The organism is Streptomyces fungicidicus, assembly GCF_003665435.1.
Classification (GTDB): domain Bacteria; phylum Actinomycetota; class Actinomycetes; order Streptomycetales; family Streptomycetaceae; genus Streptomyces; species Streptomyces fungicidicus.
The window spans coordinates 2,697,805-2,717,634 of sequence record NZ_CP023407.1 but is presented as its reverse complement, the minus strand read 5'-3'; the positions used below and the strand labels follow the sequence as shown (position 1 = coordinate 2,717,634).

18 protein-coding genes are annotated in these 19,830 nt (G+C 74.8%); 5 read left to right on the top strand and 13 right to left on the bottom strand.

Annotation, left to right across the window (positions count from 1 at the left end):
* Positions 1-27: 27 nt before the first annotated feature.
* The 6 genes from CNQ36_RS12205 to CNQ36_RS12180 all read right to left on the bottom strand — a co-directional run bounded on the left by CNQ36_RS12205 (position 28) and on the right by CNQ36_RS12180 (position 7,772).
* Positions 28-1,065, bottom strand: a complete 1,038-nt coding sequence (locus tag CNQ36_RS12205; protein WP_206278558.1) for a glutamate ABC transporter substrate-binding protein — start codon at positions 1,063-1,065, stop codon at positions 28-30.
* 35 nt (positions 1,066-1,100) lie between these two features.
* Positions 1,101-2,498: a hypothetical protein gene (locus CNQ36_RS12200; protein ID WP_410177131.1), complete on the bottom strand. Its 1,398-nt coding sequence runs from the start codon at positions 2,496-2,498 to the stop codon at positions 1,101-1,103.
* A gap of 593 nt (positions 2,499-3,091) precedes the next feature.
* Complete coding sequence (locus tag CNQ36_RS12195; protein WP_121546006.1) at positions 3,092-4,054, bottom strand: N-acetylglucosamine kinase; 963 nt, start codon at positions 4,052-4,054, stop codon at positions 3,092-3,094.
* On the bottom strand, positions 4,045-5,310 hold the full coding sequence (locus tag CNQ36_RS12190) for a 6-phospho-beta-glucosidase (protein ID WP_121546005.1): 1,266 nt from the start codon (positions 5,308-5,310) through the stop codon (positions 4,045-4,047). The genes CNQ36_RS12195 and CNQ36_RS12190 overlap by 10 nt, the downstream gene beginning before the upstream one ends.
* Positions 5,307-6,542: an ROK family transcriptional regulator gene (locus CNQ36_RS12185; protein WP_121546004.1), complete on the bottom strand. Its 1,236-nt coding sequence runs from the start codon at positions 6,540-6,542 to the stop codon at positions 5,307-5,309. The genes CNQ36_RS12190 and CNQ36_RS12185 overlap by 4 nt, the downstream gene beginning before the upstream one ends.
* Positions 6,543-6,686: 144 nt before the next feature.
* A complete protein-coding gene (locus CNQ36_RS12180) occupies positions 6,687-7,772 on the bottom strand; it encodes a mechanosensitive ion channel family protein (RefSeq protein ID WP_121546003.1) in 1,086 nt (361 codons plus the stop codon).
* A gap of 313 nt (positions 7,773-8,085) precedes the next feature.
* Between CNQ36_RS12180 and CNQ36_RS12175 the strand changes: the two genes are divergently transcribed.
* The gene (locus tag CNQ36_RS12175; RefSeq protein WP_121546002.1) at positions 8,086-8,622 is read left to right on the top strand and encodes an HNH endonuclease; all 537 of its coding nucleotides are present in this window, start codon (positions 8,086-8,088) and stop codon (positions 8,620-8,622) included.
* A gap of 59 nt (positions 8,623-8,681) precedes the next feature.
* Here CNQ36_RS12175 and CNQ36_RS12170 read toward each other — a convergent pair whose 3' ends face one another.
* From CNQ36_RS12170 to CNQ36_RS12155, 4 genes are all read right to left on the bottom strand, one after another.
* Positions 8,682-10,043 (bottom strand): ABC transporter permease, encoded by a 1,362-nt coding sequence (locus tag CNQ36_RS12170; protein ID WP_121546001.1) that lies wholly within the window; start codon positions 10,041-10,043, stop codon positions 8,682-8,684.
* A complete protein-coding gene (locus CNQ36_RS12165) occupies positions 10,040-10,738 on the bottom strand; it encodes an ABC transporter ATP-binding protein (protein ID WP_121546000.1) in 699 nt (232 codons plus the stop codon). The genes CNQ36_RS12170 and CNQ36_RS12165 overlap by 4 nt, the downstream gene beginning before the upstream one ends.
* Positions 10,735-11,268 carry a PadR family transcriptional regulator gene (locus CNQ36_RS12160; protein ID WP_004931291.1) on the bottom strand — a complete coding sequence of 178 codons (534 nt, stop codon included), beginning with the start codon at positions 11,266-11,268 and terminating at the stop codon, positions 10,735-10,737. Before CNQ36_RS12160 ends, CNQ36_RS12165 begins: the two co-directional genes overlap by 4 nt.
* Positions 11,269-11,357: 89 nt before the next feature.
* The gene (locus CNQ36_RS12155) at positions 11,358-14,231 is read right to left on the bottom strand and encodes a beta-N-acetylglucosaminidase domain-containing protein (RefSeq protein WP_121545999.1); all 2,874 of its coding nucleotides are present in this window, start codon (positions 14,229-14,231) and stop codon (positions 11,358-11,360) included.
* A 280-nt stretch (positions 14,232-14,511) separates the two neighbouring features.
* Here CNQ36_RS12155 and CNQ36_RS12150 point away from each other — a divergent pair, with 280 nt between their 5' ends.
* The 3 genes from CNQ36_RS12150 (at position 14,512) to CNQ36_RS12140 (ending at position 17,250) form a co-directional block, all read left to right on the top strand.
* Positions 14,512-14,796 (top strand): hypothetical protein, encoded by a 285-nt coding sequence (locus CNQ36_RS12150; RefSeq protein ID WP_121545998.1) that lies wholly within the window; start codon positions 14,512-14,514, stop codon positions 14,794-14,796.
* Between the two features lies 1 nt (position 14,797).
* Positions 14,798-16,879: a 4-alpha-glucanotransferase gene (malQ, locus tag CNQ36_RS12145; protein WP_121545997.1), complete on the top strand. Its 2,082-nt coding sequence runs from the start codon at positions 14,798-14,800 to the stop codon at positions 16,877-16,879.
* Between the two features lie 95 nt (positions 16,880-16,974).
* Positions 16,975-17,250, top strand: coding sequence for a hypothetical protein (locus CNQ36_RS12140; RefSeq protein ID WP_040908715.1), 276 nt, complete (start codon positions 16,975-16,977; stop codon positions 17,248-17,250).
* A 76-nt stretch (positions 17,251-17,326) separates the two neighbouring features.
* Here the strand turns inward: CNQ36_RS12140 and CNQ36_RS12135 are convergent, their stop codons facing one another.
* Positions 17,327-17,833, bottom strand: coding sequence for a MarR family winged helix-turn-helix transcriptional regulator (locus CNQ36_RS12135; protein WP_121545996.1), 507 nt, complete (start codon positions 17,831-17,833; stop codon positions 17,327-17,329).
* Between the two features lie 113 nt (positions 17,834-17,946).
* Here CNQ36_RS12135 and CNQ36_RS12130 point away from each other — a divergent pair, with 113 nt between their 5' ends.
* Positions 17,947-18,939, top strand: a complete 993-nt coding sequence (locus CNQ36_RS12130) for an EamA family transporter (RefSeq protein ID WP_228312958.1) — start codon at positions 17,947-17,949, stop codon at positions 18,937-18,939.
* Here the strand turns inward: CNQ36_RS12130 and CNQ36_RS12125 are convergent.
* Both CNQ36_RS12125 and CNQ36_RS12120 read right to left on the bottom strand, forming a co-directional pair.
* The gene (locus CNQ36_RS12125; RefSeq protein WP_121545995.1) at positions 18,861-19,226 is read right to left on the bottom strand and encodes a hypothetical protein; all 366 of its coding nucleotides are present in this window, start codon (positions 19,224-19,226) and stop codon (positions 18,861-18,863) included. The genes CNQ36_RS12130 and CNQ36_RS12125 overlap by 79 nt on opposite strands.
* Before the next feature lie 2 nt (positions 19,227-19,228).
* Complete coding sequence (locus CNQ36_RS12120; RefSeq protein WP_121545994.1) at positions 19,229-19,717, bottom strand: TetR/AcrR family transcriptional regulator; 489 nt, start codon at positions 19,715-19,717, stop codon at positions 19,229-19,231.
* Between the last annotated feature and the right edge of the window lie 113 nt (positions 19,718-19,830).

Sequence of the window (19,830 nt, the reverse complement as noted above, 5' to 3'; positions counted from 1 at the left end):
GGGGGTTGTTGACGGTGGAGTCGTGGGTCAGTTCTCGCGGAGGTACTCCGGGGCCGGGGGCTCGGAGCGGGAGGGGTCTCCCTTCAGGGTGGCGGACAGCCATTTCGTGTAGGAGGCCTGCCAGCCGTCGGCGTCCTCGCGGAAGTCCACCAGGATCCGGTTGACCCGGCGGACCATGTCGTCGGCGTCCTTCCTCATCGCCACGCCGTAGTACTCGGTCGTGAAGGCCTCGCCCTTGAGCTCGACCGTCGGGTCCTGGGCGGCCTGGCTGGCCGCGAGCGCGCCGTCGGTGACCACGGCGTCGACCTCGCCGAGCTGCAGACGCACCAGGCAGTCCAGCTGGTTGGGGACGGTGGTGCCGATGCCGGTGGACTCCGGCAGCCTGCCCGCCTTCTTGTCCGCCTCCAGCTTCGCGTACGCGGTGGAGCCCGTCGCCGTGCAGATCTCCTGGTCGGCGAGGGTCTCGTCGTACCCCTCGATCGGAGCGGACTTCGGGGCGAGGACCTGCTGGCCCGTCTTGAAGTACGGCGCGGAGAACGCCACGTCCTTGATGCGGTCGCAGTTGATCGTCATCGTGCGGACCACCATGTCGACCCGGCCGGCCTGGATCGCCGGGATGCGCTGGTCGGTCGGGATCGCCTTGAACTGGACGGCGTCCCGGTCGCCGAGGATGTCCTCGGCGATGCGGTGCACCAGGTCGATGTCGAAGCCCTCGAGCGTGCCGCTCTCACCGCCGTTGGGGTCGCGGTAGCCCCAGCGGTAGCTGTTCTGGTCCACGCCGACGATCAGCTTGCGCTTCTCGCCCTTGCGGTTCTTGATCTCCTCGATGGTGCGGCCGTCGGCGTCCGACGGGGAGAGGGTCTGCTTCTCCGGGGCGTCGCAGTCCTCGGCGGCGTCGGTCCCCGCGGCCTGGGACACGGGCTGACCCGCCGGTGTGGCGCGGGGGCCGGCCGGGGCGGCGCGGGTCAGCGCCAGCGCGAAGATCAGTGCCAGGGCGCAGGCGGCGGCCATCGCGCCCACCCCGCCCCAGCCCTTCAGGCGGGCCCGCAGGCGTCGTACGACCATCGTCATGGACCCCCTCGGCTCGTTCACGCGTCCGTTCATCGGTACTCCGACAGCCTGCGGCCGATGCCCAGCACCGCGCCGGCCGCGCCCAGTACGGCCAGGCCCGCGGCGCCGGCGGGCAGGCCGGTCAGCGCGTCCCGGCCGTCGCCGGCCGCCCGTCTGAACTCGTCCTGCTCGTGTGCGAGCGCGGTGGCCAGGTTCTCGTCGACGCCGTCGAAGCACTCTCCGGTCGCGCCCTCGGCGCCGATCACCATGTCCAGCGCCTGCTGGTAGTTGCCGTTCTCGTCCTGCTCGCGGGCCGCCTCATGGCGCTTCTTCCACTCCGTCATGTTCCCTGCCGCGGAGGAGACCGGCTCGGCGCCGCTGTCGTCGTCGGCGAGGCGCTGCGCCAGGGCGAGGCCCTTGCCGAGGGTGTCCATGTCGCGGTCGAAGTCGTAGTCGTAGGCGTCGAAGGTCTCGTCGCCGACCTTCGTCGTCTCGGCGCCCCGGGCGACGAGGGTCAGGTTCTCGTTGCCCCTCGCCTTCAGGGAGGCGATACGGGCGTCGTGCAGCACGTTGAGGGAGCGGACGCCGTTGTCGTAGGAGTCGTTGAGGCCCGAGCGGGCGAGGGTGTGGCCGATCGTCAGCCAGAGGAGGACGACCGTGGCGGCCGTCGTGGCGGCCACCAGGCCGTGGTTGAGGACCCTGTTGGTGCGGAGGTAGTTGCGGCGCATGGCCCAGGCGAGGGCGGTGAGGGCGACGACGCCGAGGGCCATGGCGGCCCAGGGGTAGGGGGTCGCGTCCGCGTAGTCGGAGCGGAGGCGCTGGTTCTCCGTGGTGTAGAGGTCCTCCGCGGCCGGGAGCATCTGCTCCTGCATCTTCTCGTTCGCGTAGCGGAGGTAGGCGCCGCCGACGGGGAAGCCCTGGCGGTTGTAGGTGCGGGCGCGCTCGACCAGGCCCTTGTACTCGGGGAGCAGGCGGTTGAGTTCGGCGATGGTTTCGGCGGAGGGGGAGTCGGGCTCCGAGTTGGCTGCGGCGTTGACGAGTTTGGCGGCGGCGGTGCGGATGTCCTTCTCGTAGCGGTCCCTGGAGGCGGCGGTCTCCTGACCGCCGGCCAGGAAGCCGCTGGACGCGGCAGTGTTGGCGTCCGCGAGGGAGCGGTAGATGTCGGCGGCGTCCGAGCTGAGGGGCTGGCTGCTGGTGAGGACGTCGTCGGCGGCCGCGGCCCTGTCGGTCATCTGCCAGGCGGCCACCGCGCCGAACGCGACGACGAGGGCGGCGAGGAGCGCGCCGATGATGCGGAGGCGGCCGGGTTCCGTGGTGGCGGCCCTGCGGAGGCGGTCGGCGCCCTCGGCGAAGGCGGTGCGGCGCGTTTCGGGCTCTTGGGGCGGTGTGGAGGCGGGGGTTGGGGGAGGGGTTGGGGCGGGACGGGGCTGGGGCGGTACCGCCGGCATGGTGGTCGCGGCGGTGCCAGGTGGTGGTGCCGTGTTGTGCGGCGTGTATGTCACTTGGCCTCCCCCGTGGTCCTCCCTTGCGGCAAGTATCGCCGCCGGGGCCGACATATGCACCGGTCTTGGCGTGATCTTGGTCCGAATTGCGGCCCCTGCCGCACCGACCCTGCCCACGAACACGCCGATGGAATCTGTACGGTTCCCGCGCGGTGGGTGGGTGGGGCGGGGCCGGGTCGGGGGTGGCCGTCCTCGGACTGGCGCGACTGTGCCGGCTGGAAGGGGCACAGGGCGCGGACGCGCCAGCCACTGCGGGCGACCACCCCCGCCCCGTCCCCTCCGCGCCGTGAGCGGCCATCCGCCGTCCCCGCGGGCAGTCATCCCGCCCTCGCCCTCCGCGCGCAGCACCGTCGCCCCCGCACTCCGCGCGCGGTCGCGCCGCCAGCCCCCCGCACTCCGCGGGCAGTCGTGCCGCAGGGCGGCACGGGTGGGCGCGACGGCACCCCGTTGGCGCCGGGCTGCGCACATCCACCCCCGGCCCGCACCGACGCGCAGCACCCCGCAAGCTCCGGGTCGGACAACCCACGCCAACGGCCTTGTCACGTAGCGAAGTACGTCCGTACACGCCCCTGCGCCTCCCCGGCCGCGCCCATACGGTCCAGCCCCAGCAGCGCAGCGCCCAGCACGGGCCTGCTCGTCACCACACGAGGCTCCGCCTCCGGCGCCCGCTCGGCGAGCAACGCCCGGATACGGCCCTCGAGTCGGGGGTCCCGCGCCGCCAGCACCCCGCCCCCCAGCAGCACGGGCGTCGGCTCGTCCAGGAGCCCCAGCCGTGTCAGCGCGACCACGGCCATCGTCACGATCTCCTCGGCCTGCCGGTCGATGATCGTCAGCGCCACGCCGTCTCCCGTTGCCGCCACGGCGAAGAGCACGGGAGCCAGTTCGTGCCGCCGGGCCGGGGCCACGTGCCCCAGGTGCAGTGCCTCGATCAGTGCCGGCATGTCCGGGAGGCCGAAGTGGCGGGGGAGGGCGTGGGCCAGGGCGGTGGGCTCTCCGCGTCCGTCCGACGCCCGTGCCGCGTGGAACAGGGCCTCCTCCGCGAGCGCCCAGCCTCCGCCCCAGTCCCCGGAGAACCGTCCGAGCGCCGGGAAGCGGGCCGTGCGGCCGTCGGGGTGCATCCCCACGCAGTTGATGCCCGCCCCGCAGACGACGGCCACTCCCCGGGGTTCGGTCACCCCCGCGCGCAGTATCGCGAAGGTGTCGTTGCGGACGTCGACCGTGGTGCCCCAGCCGCGGTGGGTGAGGGCCGCCGTGAGCTGTTCCTCCTCGATGGGGAGGTCGGCGTTGGCCAGGCAGGCCGAGACATGGGAGACGGTGGGCGTTCCGGCGGTGGCGAGGGCTCGGGTGACGGTTGCCGTGAGCGCGGACATCGCCGTGTCCAGGCCCACCGCGGGCGGGCGGAATCCCTCGCCCCGGGCCGTGGCCAGCACCTCGCCGTCGTGGTTCACCACGGCCACGTCCGTCTTGCTGTTGCCGGCGTCGACGGCCAGGATCAGGCCCACGGGAGGTGCTCCCGGTTGTGTGCGATCAGGTCGTCGGTGAGCCGGTCGGCGTACTCGTACTGGCCGATCAGGGGGTGCGAGAGGAGGGCGCGGAAGACCTGGTTGCGGCCGCCGTGCAGGGCCGCTTCGAGGGCCAGGTCCTCGTAGGCCGTGACGTCGGCCATCAGGCCGGCGAAGAGGGGGTCCACGGGGGAGACCGGGAGGGCGCTCGGGCCCTTCGGGCCGACCGACGCCGGTACTTCGATCACCGCGTCGTCGGGGAGGAAGGGGAGCGTGCCGTTGTTGAGGGTGTTGACCACCTGGTGGCGGGATCCCGCGCCCCGGAGCAGGGCCGCCGCCAGGTCCACCGCCGCCTCCGAGTAGTAGGCGCCGCCCCGTTGGGCGAGCAGGGCGGGTTTCTCGTCGAGCGCCGGGTCGGCGTAGAGGGCGAGGAGGCGGCGCTCCATGTCGGCGACCTCGGCCGCCCGGGAGGGCTTCTCGCGCTGTTCCCGCACCACTTGGTCGTGGGCGTAGTAGTAGCGCAGGTAGTAGGACGGGAACACGCCCAGGCGGTCCAGGAGGGGGCGGGGGAGGCGGAGGTCGGCGGCGATGGTGTCGCCGTGGGCGGAGAGGAGGTGGGGGAGGACGTCCTCGCCGTCCGGGCCGCCCCGGCGCACCGCCGTTTCCCAGGTGAGGTGGTTCAGGCCCACGTGGTCGAGGTGGAGGGCGGCGGGGTCGGTGCCGAGCAGGGCCGCGAACTTGCGCTGGAGGCCGATGGCCACGTTGCACAGGCCCACCGCCCGGTGGCCCGCCCGGAGCAGGGCCCGGGTGACGATGCCCACCGGGTTGGTGAAGTCGATGATCCACGCGTCGGGGCTGGCCCTGCGGACGCGTTCGGCGATGTCCAGGACCACCGGGACCGTGCGCAGCGCCTTGGCCAGACCGCCGGCGCCCGTCGTCTCCTGGCCGACGCAGCCGCAGTCCAGGGGCCAGGTCTCGTCCCCGAGGCGGGCCGCCTGGCCGCCCACCCGGAGCTGCAGGAGGACCGCGTCGGCGCCGTCCACCGCCGCGTCCAGGTCGGCGGTGGTGGTGATCGTGCCGGGGTGGCCCTGGCGGGCGAGGATACGGCGGGACAGGGCGCCGATGAGCTCCAGGCGGTCCGTCGCCGGGTCGGTGAGCACCAGCTCGGTGACGGGCAGGGTGTCCCTCAGGCGGGCGAAACCGTCGATGAGTTCGGGGGTGTAGGTCGAGCCTCCGCCGACCACGGTGAGTTTCATGTCTTCCCTTCGCTCGCGGGGCGGGAGGTGTCGAAGACCTCGTCGCGGGTGGTGGCCAGGGCGCTCTCCAGCGCGCCGCGCAGGACCGGGTGCTCGCGGACGCCGCCCAGGACCAGGCGGGGGCGGGGGGCGGCCAGCTCCTCCAGTTCCGCCCGGACCAGGGCGCGCAGCGGTTCGCCGCCGGAGGTGAGGGCGGTGCCGCTCAGGACGACGAGCGCCGGGTCGAGGACGGAGACCAGGGAGGCGAGGCCGGTGGCCAGGCGGGTGGCGTAGGCCCGCAGGAGGCGGTGGTGCGCGGCGTCGTCCGGGGCCGCGGCCGCGCGGGCGAGGAGGGTGGCGGCCGCCTCGGCGTACGGGCCTCGCGGGACGTCCTCGACGCCCAGTTCACGGGCGAGGTCCGGCACAGCACGGGAACCGGCCAGCTGCTGGAAGCCGCCGCTGCCCGCCCTGGCGACCCCGCGGACCAGCGGTGTGCCCGGCACCGGCAGGAAGCCGACCTCGCCGGCGCCGCCGGTCCTGCCCCGGTGCAGCCGGCCGCCGAGCACCAGGGCGGCGCCCAGGCCCTCCTGGTTCCACAGCAGCACGAAGTCGCCGTGGCCGCGGGCCGCGCCGAGACGCTGCTCGGCGACGGCGACCAGGTTGACGTCGTTCTCGTACGCGAGCGGCATCGGCAGCGCGGCGGCCAACTCGTCCAGCAGGGTGGGGGAGTGCCACCCGGGGAGGTGGGAGGCGTAGCGCAGGCGGCCGGTGTCCGGGTCGAAGGCGCCCGGTGTGCCGATGACCAGGCGGCGGATGTCGGCGCGGGACAGCCCGGCCGCCCCGGCCGCGCCGTCCAGGGCGTCGGTGACCTGCCGGACGACGGGTGTCGCGGAGCGGCGGACGGGGGTGCGCAGTTCGTGGCGCCCGACCGTGCGGCCGGTGAGGTCGGCGACGGCGGCACGGATCCACCGCGGGGTGACGTCGAGTCCGGCGGCGTACGCGGCGGCCGGGTTGACCTCGTACAGCCGGGCGCCGGGGCCGGGGCGGCCCTCGGTGGTGCCGGTGGCGAGGACCAGTCCGGCCGCCTCCAGACGGGCCAGGAGCTGGGAGGCGGTCGGCTTGGACAGGCCGGTCAGCCCGCCGATCCGGGCGCGGGACAGCGGGCCGTGCTCCAGCAGGAGGTCCAGGGCGGTGCGGTCGTTCATGGCGCGCAGCACACGCGGGGTGCCCGGGGTCGCCGCCCTGTCCGCCATGCGGTTGCCCGCCTCCCGCCCCGGAACTGTCAGGAAGGTTTCCTGTCGGTCGGGGAACGTAGGGGCCGTGCGGAAGCGGCGTCAAGGGGGAGTACGGGAAAGGGCGGCACCCGGGGAGTCCCGGGTGCCGCCCTTTCGCGGCGGTCACTTGGTGGTGCTGGGCGGGGGCAGCGGGGAGGCCGCCACCGACTGCGGGGAGAGGCTGCTCGAGTAGACCGACGGGGCCGCCATGCCCGCCGTCGGGTCGACGGCCTCCACGTCCTCCGTGGCCGTGGCGCCGCCGACGATGCGGATGCCGTTCGCGTCGAAGGCCCGCTTGATGCGCCAGCGCAGCTCCCGCTCCACGGTCAGGGACTTGCCCGGCATGGTCTTCGCGGAGACCCGGACCACCATCGAGTCCAGCAGCACCGAGTCCAGGCCCAGCACCTCGACCGGGCTCCACAGGAGCTCGTTCCAGGGCTCCTCCTTGCCGGTCCGCTCGGCGACCTCGGTCAGCGTGGCCTTCACCCGGTCCAGGTCCTCGTCGGCGCGGACCGTGACGTCGACGTTGGCGGTCGCCCAGCCCTGGGAGAGGTTGCCAATCCGCTTGACCTCGCCGTTGCGGACGTACCAGATCTCGCCGCCGTCGCCGCGCAGCTTGGTCACCCGCAGCCCGACCTCTATCACCTCGCCGGAGGCCACGCCCGCGTCGACGGTGTCGCCCACGCCGTACTGGTCCTCCAGGATCATGAAGACGCCGGAGAGGAAGTCCGTGACCAGGTTGCGCGCGCCGAAACCGATCGCCACGCCCGCCACACCGGCGGACGCCAGCAGCGGGGCCAGGTTGATCTGGAACGTGCCGAGGATCATCAGCGCGGCAGTGCCCAGGATCAGGAACGACGCCACCGAGCGCAGCACCGAGCCGATCGCCTGCGAGCGCTGACGGCGCCGCTCCACGTTGACCAGCAGACCGCCGAGCCCGGTGCCGTCGACCGCCTGGCCGGTCCGGGACATCCGGTCCACCAGCTTGGTGATCGCCCGCCGCACCACGACTCTCAGCACCGTCGCGATCACCAGGATCAGCAGGACCCTGAGTCCTGTCGCGAGCCACGTCGACCAGTTCTGCTCCACCCAGCCGGCGGCGTTGGTGGCGCTCTCGTGGGCGTCCTGGAGCGTGGGGACCCGCGGGGTCCCGGACTCCGAGGGCGTCGGCGACGGGTCGGCGGCCGGCAGGACGGCGGACAAGGACACGGCAGGTACCTCCAGGTGCATGTCTGCCCCGGTGCGGCGGCCTGGGTCGGCAAGGTCACGAAAAGGCCACCGGCGCGGGCAGAACCACCACACTAACGGGGCATTGTGGGGGGACCGGCGCGATCTGGGAAGAAGAGACGGTGCTCACCTGCGCTTGAACCGGCCGTGTTCCTGGGGATGAATCGGGATGTGGTCGAAAACACTCCCAGCCCGTTACCGGCACATGGTGGCGCTTCCACCAGGCATGAGGGGAGACTGACTACGGATCGTCCCGGCGCGAGCCACGCGCCGCCGGCGTACAAGGAGGCCGTCCGTGCCGCATGTCCTGGTCCTCAACGCGTCGTACGAGCCGCTCGGCGTCGTACCGCTCCGCCGCGCGCTCGTGCTCGTCCTCGAGAACAAGGCAGTCTGCCTCGAGGAGTCCGGCGCCTATCTGCACAGCGCGACCGTCACAGTCCCCGCACCCAGCGTGGTCCGGCTCAAGCGTTTCGTGCGGGTTCCCTACCGGGGGCCCGTTCCTCTGACCCGGCGGGCGCTGTTCGCCCGTGACGGGGGCCGGTGCATGTACTGCGGTGGCGTCGCAACCAGCGTCGACCACGTCATCCCGCGCAGCCGCGGGGGCAAGCACGTCTGGGACAACGTGGTGGCCTCGTGCCGCCGCTGCAACCACGTGAAGGCCGACCGCCACCTGATCGAGCTGGGCTGGCGCCTGCGCCACAAACCGGCCCCGCCCACCGGTCTGGCCTGGCGCATCATCGGCACCGGCCACCGGGACCCCCGCTGGCTGCCCTACCTGCAGCCGTACGGCGCGGACGACGCGATGTCCCGTATCGACGGCATCTCCGCCTGACCCGCCACCGGGCGCGACGGTCCGGCCCCGGGAACCCCCGTTCCCCGGGGCCGGGCGGGTCAGGTGTAGCGGAGTTCCGCCGGGTGGAGGGTGCGGCGGAGGAGGGGCAGGGCCGTGGTGGCGGCCAGCAGGCAGGTCGCGTAGACGGCCGGGGGCACCAGGAGCGACGCCCAGGGCAGTGACCAGTCGCCGCCCTCGGCGAGCGAGGCGTACCCGAAGCCGATCACCGCGCCTCCGGTGCCCGCCAGCAGCACCGCCGGCGCCAGCGGCAGGGCCGTCTCCAGCAGCAGCGCCCGGGCGAGCACCGCGCGCGGCACGCCCGCGGCGGTCTGCGCGGCCAGACCGCGGCGGCGGGTGGCCAGGGACTCCGCGGTGCCGACCGCCAGACCGGACAGGGTGATCGCGAGGGCGACGACCAGGGCGGCGGCTGTCAGGTCGAGGCCCGTGGTGTAGAAGGACCGGCCCTCCGCCAGGTGCTTCCGGGAGTCCAGCACCTCCAGCAGCATCTGCCGCACACCGACGAAGCCGGTCCCCACGACCGTCACCAGCAGCACCGCCGCATGCGTCCGCGCCGCGGCCCAGGGGTCGTCGCGGAGCCGTTCCGCCGCGATCAGCGTGGCGGCCGACCGGGCGCGGGCGGCCAGCAGCCGTCCGGTCAGCCTCGCCGCGCACCCCGAGAGCCAGACCGCCCCCGCGCCGACCGCGACGACCGCGCCCAGCACCAGCAGCGACGGCGGCGGTCCGGGCCGGTACGGCCAGCCCGAGGGGGCGGTGGCGACCGCGACCGGCGTGACCGCCGCCAGCAGCGCGCCCGCCAGGAACAGCAGCCCCGGCCCCCGCCCGGTGCGCGGGCCCGACCGGCGTATCCAGCCGAGCGGTGAGGTCACCACCCGGCGCAGCGCCAGCGCGCCCGCCGCCGCCCCGAGCGCCGGCACGCCGACGGTCACCAGGGCGATCCCGGCCCAGGCGGCGGGGGACGGACGGTCCCACAGCCGGAGCAGGACCGGCACCGAGAGGACGGCGGCGGCCACCGAGCCGAGCAGACAGGCCAGCCCGGTCTCCAGCGCGGCGATCCGCCGCACCTGCCCGGGGGCGGCCCCCGCCAGCCGCAGTCCGGCCAGCCGCCGGTCACGGTGCACGGCGCCGACGCGGGCGCACTGGCCGAGGAAGCCGAGGACCGGCACCAGCAGGAGCACCAGGCTGACGATCACCCCCGTGCGGGTGCCCGGCTGGTTCAGCAGGCCCGCGGCCACGGGGATGTGGAGGCTCCCGCGCAGGGCGGCGAGGGCGGCGGCCGCGGAGGCGAACCCGGCCGCGAGGGCCGCCCCGGCCGCGGTGAGCGCGATCCGCCACCACTCCCGCCGGTCGGAACCGCGGGTCAGCCGCCAGGCCAGGCGCAGATCGGAGCCGAGGGACGTCACGCCGCCACCTCCAGCGGAGCCAGGGCGCCGTCCCGCAGCTGCACTTCCCGGTCGGCGTACGCCGCAACCCGCGCGTCGTGCGTGATCAGCAGCACCGCCGTGCCGGCCTCGCGGGCCGTGTGCACCAGGGCCGTCATCACCTGCTCGCCCGCGAGCGAGTCCAGCGCCCCGGTCGGCTCGTCCGCGAAGACCACCCGGGGCCCGGTGACCAGGGCGCGGGCCAGCGCGGCCCGCTGTGCCTGCCCGCCGCTCAGCTCCCCGGGACGCAGCTCCCCCTGACCGCGCACCCCGAACCGCTCCAGCCACTCCCCGGCGGCCGCGCGCGCCCCGGCCCGGCCGGCGCCTGCCAGCATCAGCGGGAGCGCCACGTTGTCGAGCGCGGTCAGCTCCGGGATCAGCTGGCCGAACTGGAACACCACCCCGAAGTCGGTGCGGCGCAGTTCGCTCAGCCGCCGCTCCGGCAGCTCCTCCAGCCGCTCACCGGCGTACGTCACCGAGCCCTCGTCCGGGCGGACGATGCCGGACAGGCAGTGCAGCAGCGTCGACTTGCCGCTGCCGCTGGAGCCGGTCACCGCCAGGATCTCGCCCGCGCGCAGCTCGACCGAGGCGCCGCGCAGGGCCTCGGTCCTGCCGTGCGCCTTGACCAGCCCGCGGCCCGCGAGCAGCGGCCCCGCCGTGTTGTCCACCATGCTCATGCTGTGTCGACCTCCGCGGTCAGGGTGGTGAGCCGGGCCGCCGTGGTGGTCATCCAACGGAGGTCGGCGTCCAAGTGGTTGAGGGCGAAGTCCGCCGAGAGCACGGTCGCCAGGTCCGCGCCCTTCGCCGACTTCACCGCGGTGAGCTCCCGCATCCGCTCCATGTGGGCGGCGCGCTGGGCGCGCAGATACGCGGCCGGGTCGCCGCCGGACAGGATCGACGCCACGACCTTGGCGAAGATCTCGTTGGCCACGAACGGCGCCGGAGGGGCGATCTCCCCGGCCCAGCGCGCGAGTTCGCGTGCTCCGTCGTCGGTGGCGCGGTACGTCGTGCGTTCCGGGCCGCCGTCCGAGTCGGTGCCCCCGACCTCGGCGAGGCCGTCCCGGACCAGGCGTTGCAGGGTCGTGTAGACCTGCCCGTAGGCGAGGGGACGGGCCTGCGGGAAGCGTTCGTCGTGGCGTCGCTTGAGGTCGTAGCCATGGCTCGGCCCCGAGGCGAGCAGGCCCAGCAGGATGTGACGGGTGCTCATGGCGATCATTATGCACTGCGTACATGTACTGAGTGAATAGTGGGCGCGGAAAAAGCACCGGGAGGATCTCTCCCGGTGCCCGCGGGGGCTCAGTCCGCGACCGCGTACGCCTCCACCGACCACAGCGAGTAGCCGTACCGGGTGGCCCGCTCCTCGCCCTGGACGCGGACGTGGCGCACGCCGGGCTCGTCCATGCGGACGGTCTCCCGGCCGCCGCGGCTGCCCTGCACCGTCGCCGCCGTGCGCCAGGTGCGGCCGTCCGCCGACACCTCCACGCGGTACGCCGACGGGTACGCCTCCTGCCAGTGCAGTGCGACCTTCCCGAGCCGTACCGGGCGCGCCAGTTCGACCTGCCACCAGGCGTCGTCCTCGACCGGGGAGGACCAGCGGGTCCCCGGGTCGCCGTCGTTGGCCGCAGAGGCCGGGAAGTCGGGCGTCTCGTCGGCCGAGGAGCTCGCCCGGCCGGTGCGGGCCAGGTCGGGGCCCCCGGTGCGGGGGACGGCGTGCACCGTCAGCACACGGGTCGCGCCGGCGAAGCCGAACCGGACCTCGTACGGCCCGGCCGGTGTGCCCGGCGCCACGGTCACCTCGACCGGCACCCGCACCGGCGTACCGCGCGGCACGGTCAGCGCCTCCTTCGGCACCCGGACCCCGACCCCCTTCGGCGCCTGCGCCGTCAGCCTGCCGCGCGCCTCGGCGGGGCGCAGCGAGCCGAGGGTGGCGGTCACCCGCAGGGTGCCGCCGATGTCCGCGTCCGCGCGCTCGCCGGGCAGCTCCAGGGAGCCGGTGGCCGTGTCCGCGAACCAGGGCACCAGGTGCCGGACGCCGGAGCCGCCGGTCACCCGGACCGCGTCCACCGGGTCGTCGCCGCCCGGCAGTTCGGTGGCGCCCGTCGCGGACAGCGCGCCGAGGCGGCGCCAGCCCCCGCCGGGGACGCGGACCTCCACGGCCCCCTGGGTGCCGGGCTCGGCGAGCACCGTCACGGCGTCGAGCGTCCGGGCGCGCGGAAACGCGAGCGTGCGGTCGCCGCCGGACCGCGCGGGCGGCTCGTGGTCGATGCCCGCCCAGCCCTCGTACGCCTTCTGCGCCCGGCTCAGGAACGGGTCCAGCACGCCCTTGCCGACCGTCACCCGCGACGACTCCAGCCGCGTCCGCTGCTCACCCAGCCGCCGGTACGCCGTCCAGGCGGCGCCCGCGTCCCCGGCCCGCTGCGCGCGCAGCATGTCCAGGGCCGTGCCGCCCGCCTCGCCGTAGCCGGCCAGCTGCCCGGACCAGGGGGAGACCTCGCCGGCGAGCGGGGTTCCGGACAGCCGCTCCGGCAGGTCGCGCAGGACGGTGAAGGCGGCGCGCAGCCGCTCGGCCGCCCGCGACTCGTCCTTCCCTGCGGTCGCGCGGGCCCGCCAGAACTCGTCCAGCAGCGGACGCAGATACGCCGACTCCGTGCCGCCCAGCACCGAGGACGCCGCGTTCCCGGCGAGCGCGGCCAGCGCCTCCCGGCGTCCGGAGTCGCCGTCCGCGAGGTCGGTGATCGCCGCCCGCCAGGACTCCTCGGGCCGGTAGCCGCGCGGGTTCCAGGCGAAGTCGGCGGCGGTGAACAGCGGGATGCGGGACGCCTCGGGCTGCGCCATCGCGTTCGCGAGCAGCGCGGCCGAACCGGAGGCCACGGCCGGCTCGCGGCCCTGGTAGGGGCCGAGGAAGATCCGGCCGGGGTCGTAGTCGTTCACCGGGTAGTTGTCCATGGTCACCAGCGGGTGCCCGAACACCTCCCGGGCCTGGGCCAGCTGGCCGCCCGTGATGGTGCGGGGCACCACCCCGACCCCGGTCCACGCCACCTCGACGCCGTCGTCCAGCTCCTGCGCCAGGGCGCGCCGGTACGCGGTCGAGCCGTCCTCGTAGAACTCGGTGGGCATCAACGACAGCGCCACCGAATCCGGGTGGCGGTCCGCCAGGTGCCGGGCCACCGCGTTCGCCACGTGCGCCTGGGCGCGGGCCGCCGCCCCGGGCCCGGACCCGAACCGGTCGGCGTCCGCCCCGCAGTGCCACTCGCTGTAGCTGACGTCCTGGAACTGCAGCTGGAAGGCGCGGAAGCCCAGCGCCCACATCGCGTCCAGCTTGCGGGTCAGCGCCCGCAGGTCGTCGTCCGAGGCGAAGCACATCGCCTGCCCCGGCGCCACCGCCCAGCCGAGCGTGACGTGGTTGCCCCGCGCCCGCTCGGCCAGCTCCCGGAACTCCGCCCGCCGTTCGGCCGGGTACGGCTCGCGCCAGCGGGCCTGCCGGTGGAGGTCCTCGCCGGGCGCGTACAGGTACCGGTTCTGCTTGGTGCGGCCCATGAAGTCCAGCTGGGCCAGCCGCTGCTCGTGGGTCCACGGGGCCCCGTAGAAGCCCTCCGTGATGCCGCGCACGGCGGTGCCGGGCCAGTCGCGCACCACGGCCGCGGTGAACGCGCCGCCGTCCGTGCCGCGGAGCTGGCGCAGCGTCTGCACCGCGTGGAACAGCCCGTCCCCGTCCGCCCCGGTGAGCGACACGGCGCCCTCGCCGACGGTCAGCGTGTAACCGCCGGCCGGAAGGGCGTGCCGGGGGTCGCCCGAGTCGCGTTCCACCTCCACGCGCACCACGAGCGCCCCGTCGGGCACCGGTGCGCCGGGGGCGGTGAACCGGCGCGCGCCCGTCTCCCGCAGCAGCGCCCGGAGCGCGTCCAGGGCGTACGGATCGGCCGTCGCGTCCGCGATCAGGGCGACCTCCCCGGTCACCGCGACCGGGGCGCCGTTCGCGCGCAGCGAGTGCGGGCGCGGCCAGACGGCCGGCTCCGACGCCTCGACCGGGTCGGCGGCGGGAGCCCTGCTCGTTCCGGGCGCGGGCGGCGCGGCCACGGCGACGGGCGTCACACCCAGGGTTCCGGCGAGGACGGCGAGGGCGAGAGCGGCCCTCCTGGCGTTCGCCGTCCTCCCACGCCGCAGCTGCACGGGGCCCTCCTGATGTGCTCGACGGGCCCACCCGGCCCGACGGCCGACGTGGCCGTATCCATTCCGTTACCAAGGAACCCCGAGCCCACCACCTTCGTGGTGAACGTGTCAATGAGAGTGGCCGTTGTGGCGTATATGTCCCACCGTGGAAGGAGGGGGCCATAAGAGAATGTGAGCAGGAGCACGTTGTGCGGCCTGGTACGTCTGGCCCCGCGCCCACGGGGTAGGGCTGCGGGATGACCCGCACGCCGTGCTCATCAGCTCATTGAGGAGACCACCTGTGGCTGCACCGGCATACGTTCCGTCCCCCGCCCTGTCCAAACCCTGGGCGGAGCCGTCCGCCCAGTCCGAGGAGCCCCACTTCTGCGTCTTCAGCGCGGAAGGCGCCTGCGCCGAGGTCCCGCTGACCAGCGAACCCCCGATGCCCGACGCCGAGGAACCCCTCACCAGCGAGCCGCCGCTCGCCGACGCCATCCCCCTGACCAGCGAGTCCGACGCCTTCCTCGACTCCTCGGACTCCAGCGGACTCGACTCCTTCCCGGCCCAGTACCGCCCGGAGCCCTAGGGTGACCGCGCCGCGGCCGGCCGAGCCGCCGTCCGAGGACCTGTCCCGGCTCGCCGCCCTGCACGGCGTCGCCACCTCCTACCGCCCCTCCCCGGACCGCACGGTCGCGGCCTCGGCCACCGCCGTCACCCTCGCGCTGGCCGCCCTCGGCGTGGACACCGCGACCCCGGAGGCCGTCCGCGCCGCCCGCGCCGCCCGCGAACGCGAACTCGGCGAGCGTCTGCTGCCCCCCACCCTGGTCGGCTGGGACACCCGCACCCCCGCCGCCCTGGCCGCGCTCCCCGAGGGCACCCGGCTGCACGTGCGCACCGAGCAGGGCGAGACCCTCACGTCCGCCGCGCACCTCCCGCCCGGCGTGCACGAGGTCACCGCCACCGCCCCCGGCGGCCGCACCGCCCGCTCCCACCTGATCGTCGCCCCGGCCGGGCTGCCCGCGCCCCCGGGCCGCTCCCACGGGCTTCTCGTCCAGCTCTACTCCCTGCTCTCCCGCCGCTCCTGGGGCATGGGCGACCTCGGCGACCTCGGCGAACTCGCCGCCTGGGCCGGACGCACCCTCGGCGCCGGATTCGTGCAGGTCAACCCGCTCCACGCGGCCGTCCCCGGCGCCCCCAGCGACCCCTCCCCGTACCGTCCGTCCTCCCGCCGCTTCCCCGACCCGGTCCACCTGCGGATCGAGGACGTCCCCGAATTCGCGTACGCCGTCGAGGGCGCCTCGGGGCAGGCCGGGGGCGGCGACCGCGTGCGCGCCCTCCTGGAGCGGGCGGCACGGCTGCGCGAGGCGGTGCTGGACGAGGGCGCGCTGATCGACCGGGACGCCGTGTGGGAGGCCAAACGGGAGGCGCTGGAACTCGTGCACGAGGTCCCGCTCGGGCCCGGCCGCCGCGCCGCCTACGAGGACTTCCGCGCCACCCAGGGCCAGGCTCTGGAGGACCACGCCACCTGGTGCGCGCTCGCCGAGGTCCACGGGTCCGACTGGCACCGGTGGCCCGCGGGGCTGCGCGACCCGCGCTCCCCCGAGACCGCACGCGCCCGGCACGAACTGGCCGGGCGCGTCGCGTTCCACTCCCGCCTGGTCTGGCTCACCGACGCCCAGCTCACCGCCGCCCAGCGGGCCGCCCGCGAGGCGGGGATGCCGGTCGGGATCGTCCACGACCTCGCCGTAGGGGTCCACCCCGGCGGCGCGGACGCCTGGGCGCAGCAGGAGCACTTCGCGGCCGGCATGTCCGTCGGCGCGCCCCCGGACGCCTTCAACGCGCGCGGCCAGGACTGGGGGCTGCCGCCCTGGCGCCCCGACCGGCTCGCCGACTCCGGTTACGCCCCCTTCCGGGCCCTGCTCCGCGCCCTCTTCCGGTACGCGGGCGCGCTGCGCGTCGACCACGTGATGGGACTGTTCCGGCTCTGGTGGGTGCCCGAGGGCCACCCGCCCACGGAGGGCACGTACGTCCGCTACGACGCCGAGGCGATGCTCGCCGTCCTCGTCCTGGAGGCGTCCCGCGCCGGGGCGATGGTGATCGGCGAGGACCTGGGGACCGTCGAGCCCGGGGTGCGGGAGGCGCTGCGGGAGCGGGGCGTGTACGGGACGTCGGTGCTGTGGTTCGAGCGGGACTGGGAGGGCGACCGCCGCCCGCTGCCGCCGGACGGCTGGCGCGCGGACTGCCTGGCGACGGCGACCACCCACGACCTGCCGCCCACGGCCGCGCGCCTCAGCGGGGAGCACGTGGCGCTCCGGGACAGCCTGGGCCTGCTCACCCGGCCCCTGGCGGAGGAGCGGGCGGAGGCGGAGGCCGACACGGCGGAGTGGCGGGAGCTGTTCGCGCGGCTGGGCCTGACGGGTGCGGACGCCTCAGAGGAGGCGGAGATCCAGGCCGTCTACGGCTGTCTGCTGCGCACACCCGCCCGCATGATCGGCGTCTGGCTCCCCGACGGGGTGGGCGACCGCCGTCCGCAGAACCTGCCGGGCACCTGGGACCAGTACCCGAACTGGCGCCTCCCCATCGCCGACACGAACGGCCGCCCGGTGACACTGGAGGAACTGACGGCGTCCCCGAGGCTCCGGGCCCTGATCGACGTGCTGAGGCAGTGAGACGCCGGGCCGCGCATCCGCCCCCGGCCCGCCCGGGTGCCGCTTAGGGCACCCCGAACGCGCGCACCCCGACCGCGTTGGATAGCTTGGTCACCGTGGACAAGAAGAACGCCCTGCGCGCCGGCGCCCTGGCAGCCGGTACGACGCTGATGATGCTGCTCATGTCGTCCCCCGCGCTCGCGCTCACCCGCGACGACGGTGACGACCCCGGCACGGGCCTGAGCGTCATCGAGACGCTGGGCCTCTACGTCCTGCTTCCGATCGCGCTGTTCGTGGCCATCGCCGGCCTGGTGATGATCGGCGACAAGACGCACAAGAAGAAGGACACGACCAGCTCCAACATCACCACCAAGGCCGAGGCCAAGGCCTGACCCCGGAGCTCACCGTCTTCCGAGGGCGCCACCCGCCGTACGCGGGCCGGCGCCCTCGCGGCTTTCCGCCGCCGCGCTACCTCTCGGTCGCCGAGAGCAGTTCCCGCAGCAGGCCGGCCAGCAGCACCGCCCGTTCCCCGTCCAGGGCGGACAGCGCCTCGGACTGGGCGGCGAGCCCCGCGCCGACCGCCTCGTCGATCAGCCGCAGCCCCTCCGCGGTGAGCGTGACCTGCAGTCCGCGGCGGTCGTGCGGGTCGGGGGAGCGGCGGAGCAGTCCCGCGCGCTCCAGTTTGTCCAGGCGGCCGGTCATCCCGCCGGTGGTCAGCATCAGCGTCGCCGAGAGCTGGCGGGGGGAGAGGGTGTAGGGCTCCCCGGAGCGGCGCAGGGTGGCGAGGACGTCGAACTCCCCGCGCGAGATCCCGTACCGGGCGTACGCCTTCTCCATCCGGTCGCCCATGGCGCGCGCGAGCCGGAAGACGCGCCCGAAGACCTCCATCCCCGCGGTGTCGAGATCGGGCCTCACCCGCGCCCACTGCTCGATGATCGCGTCGACGGGGTCCCCGGTGCGCTGCTCTGCGGTCATGGGCAGGAGTATCCGCCGGAAATGGGTCACCCGCAAGAAAGTGGCTTGACGGAAAGTTGCTTAGGGCTAAGCTACTTGTCATTGACCTACTTCCTGTGAGAGGTGCGCCCGTCATGGCCGCGAACCGTGCCACCGTCATCGCGCTCACCGCACTCGCCCCCGTCTCCTGGGGCACCACCTACGCCGTGACCACGGAGTTCCTCCCGCCGGACCGTCCGCTCTTCACCGGCCTGGTGCGCGCCCTGCCCGCCGGCCTGCTGCTCCTCGCGCTGGCCCGGGTGCTGCCGCGCGGCGTCTGGTGGGGGAAGGCGACGGTGCTCGGCGCGCTCAACATCGGCGCCTTCTTCCCGCTGCTGTTCCTCTCCGCGTACCGGCTGCCCGGCGGTATGGCGGCGGTGGTCGGCTCGGTCGGGCCGCTGTGCGTGGTCGGCCTCTCGGCGCTGCTGCTGGGGCAGCGGCCGACGGCACGGAACGTGGTCACCGGGGCCGTGGCCGCGTGCGGCGTCAGCCTGGTGGTCCTGAAGGCGGCGGGGGCGCTGGACCCGCTGGGCGTCTCGGCGGCCCTCGCCTCCACCGCCGCGATGTCCGCCGGGACCGTGCTCACCAAGCGGTGGGGCCGCCCGGAGGGCGTCGGCCCCCTCGCCCTGACCGGCTGGCAGCTGACGGCGGGCGGGCTGCTGATCGCGCCCGTCGCCCTCCTCGTCGAGGGCGCGCCGCCCGCGGTGGACGCGCCGGCGCTGGGCGGCTACCTGTACCTGGCCGTGGCCAACACGGCGGTCGCCTACTGGCTCTGGTTCCGGGGGATCGGCCGCCTCACCGCCACCCAGGTCACCTTCCTCGGCCCGCTCTCCCCGCTCACTGCGGCGGTGGTCGGCTGGGCGGCCCTCGGTGAGACCCTGGCCCCGCTGCAACTGGCGGGCATGGCCCTGGCGTTCGGGGCGACGGTGGCGGGGCAGGCCGCTCACCGTCCCCGCGCGGGCGTCGCGGCGCCCGCGTCCGCCGTCGCGCGGGGCCCGGCCGTCCCGCCTCAGCCGCGGTCGAGGGACCGTTCGATGAGCGCGACGGTGGCGCGGGGGTCGTCGACCTCGATGACCAGACGGTCGTAGGTCTCGGCGTCGGCGAGTTCGACGACGACCGCCTTGTCCGGGTTCTTCACGTCCCAGAAGAGGCGCTCCCCGTCCCGCCGGAAGCGGCCGGCGGTGATGACGCCGGGGAAGTGGGTGCCGGCGACCCGTATGCCCTTCGGCTCGCGCGCCATCCCGGGGTCGTGGGTGGCGCCGCGGACGTGGGCGAGGGGGATCTCCAGACGGCTCTTGAGCGTCCACAGCTTGTCGAGGCCCTGGAACTCGACGTTCAGCAGGCCGCGTTCGCGGTCGACGGAGATCAGGGCCATGGTCAGTGCTCCTTGGGAGTGGTCGGCGGGCCGGCCCGCAGTCGCAGGCGGGCGCCGAGGACGGTGGAGGCGAGCCGCGGTGCGGCGTCGCCGTGGGAGGGGCGCAGGGCGTCCTCCAGTGCGGTGATGCCCTCCGCGACCAGCGCGGCGACCTCCGGATCGAGGGGTGCGCGTTCGGCGGCGGCGAGCAGGAGCAGCCCGGCGGCCGGTCCGTTGTCGTACGAGGCGATGGCCGCCGTCAGGGCCTGCTCGGGGTCGGTGAGGGTGGCGATGGCGGCGGTGCTCGGACGGATCTCGTGGTCGAGGTGGCTGCGCAGGGCGGTCAGGTGCAGGCTCCGCTTGGAGCCGAACACCTTGTAGAGGCTGCCCCGGTGGACGCCGGTGGCGGTGACCAGGTCGTCCACGGAGGTGCCCTCGTAGCCGTGGGTGGCGAAGAGGGCGGCCGCCGCGTCGATCGCCTGGTGGGTGTCGAAGGCGCGTGGTCGTCCCATGGGTGTGACCCTACGGCATTAAAGAACGATCGGTCAAGAACGACCGTTCTTCAATCCGGGGCGCGCACGGCGAAGGGGCGCCCGGCGCAAGCGCCGGACGCCCCTCGGGTGCG

Excerpts from the sequence above, each read along its gene's own strand:
- CNQ36_RS12160 (WP_004931291.1), bottom strand. The coding sequence starts at position 11,268 with ATGAGCACCCGTCACATCCTGCTGGGCCTGCTCGCCTCGGGGCCGAGC.
- CNQ36_RS12125 (WP_121545995.1), bottom strand. The coding sequence starts at position 19,226 with ATGGCCCTGATCTCCGTCGACCGCGAACGCGGCCTGCTGAACGTCGAG.
- CNQ36_RS12205 (WP_206278558.1), bottom strand. The coding sequence starts at position 1,065 with ATGGTCGTACGACGCCTGCGGGCCCGCCTGAAGGGCTGGGGCGGGGTG.
- CNQ36_RS12185 (WP_121546004.1), bottom strand. The coding sequence starts at position 6,542 with ATGGCGGACAGGGCGGCGACCCCGGGCACCCCGCGTGTGCTGCGCGCC.
- CNQ36_RS12165 (WP_121546000.1), bottom strand. The coding sequence starts at position 10,738 with ATGAGCATGGTGGACAACACGGCGGGGCCGCTGCTCGCGGGCCGCGGG.
- CNQ36_RS12130 (WP_228312958.1), top strand. The coding sequence starts at position 17,947 with ATGGCCGCGAACCGTGCCACCGTCATCGCGCTCACCGCACTCGCCCCC.
- CNQ36_RS12190 (WP_121546005.1), bottom strand. The coding sequence starts at position 5,310 with ATGAAACTCACCGTGGTCGGCGGAGGCTCGACCTACACCCCCGAACTC.
- CNQ36_RS12135 (WP_121545996.1), bottom strand. The coding sequence starts at position 17,833 with ATGACCGCAGAGCAGCGCACCGGGGACCCCGTCGACGCGATCATCGAG.
- CNQ36_RS12200 (WP_410177131.1), bottom strand. The coding sequence starts at position 2,498 with ATGCCGGCGGTACCGCCCCAGCCCCGTCCCGCCCCAACCCCTCCCCCA.
- CNQ36_RS12120 (WP_121545994.1), bottom strand. The coding sequence starts at position 19,717 with ATGGGACGACCACGCGCCTTCGACACCCACCAGGCGATCGACGCGGCG.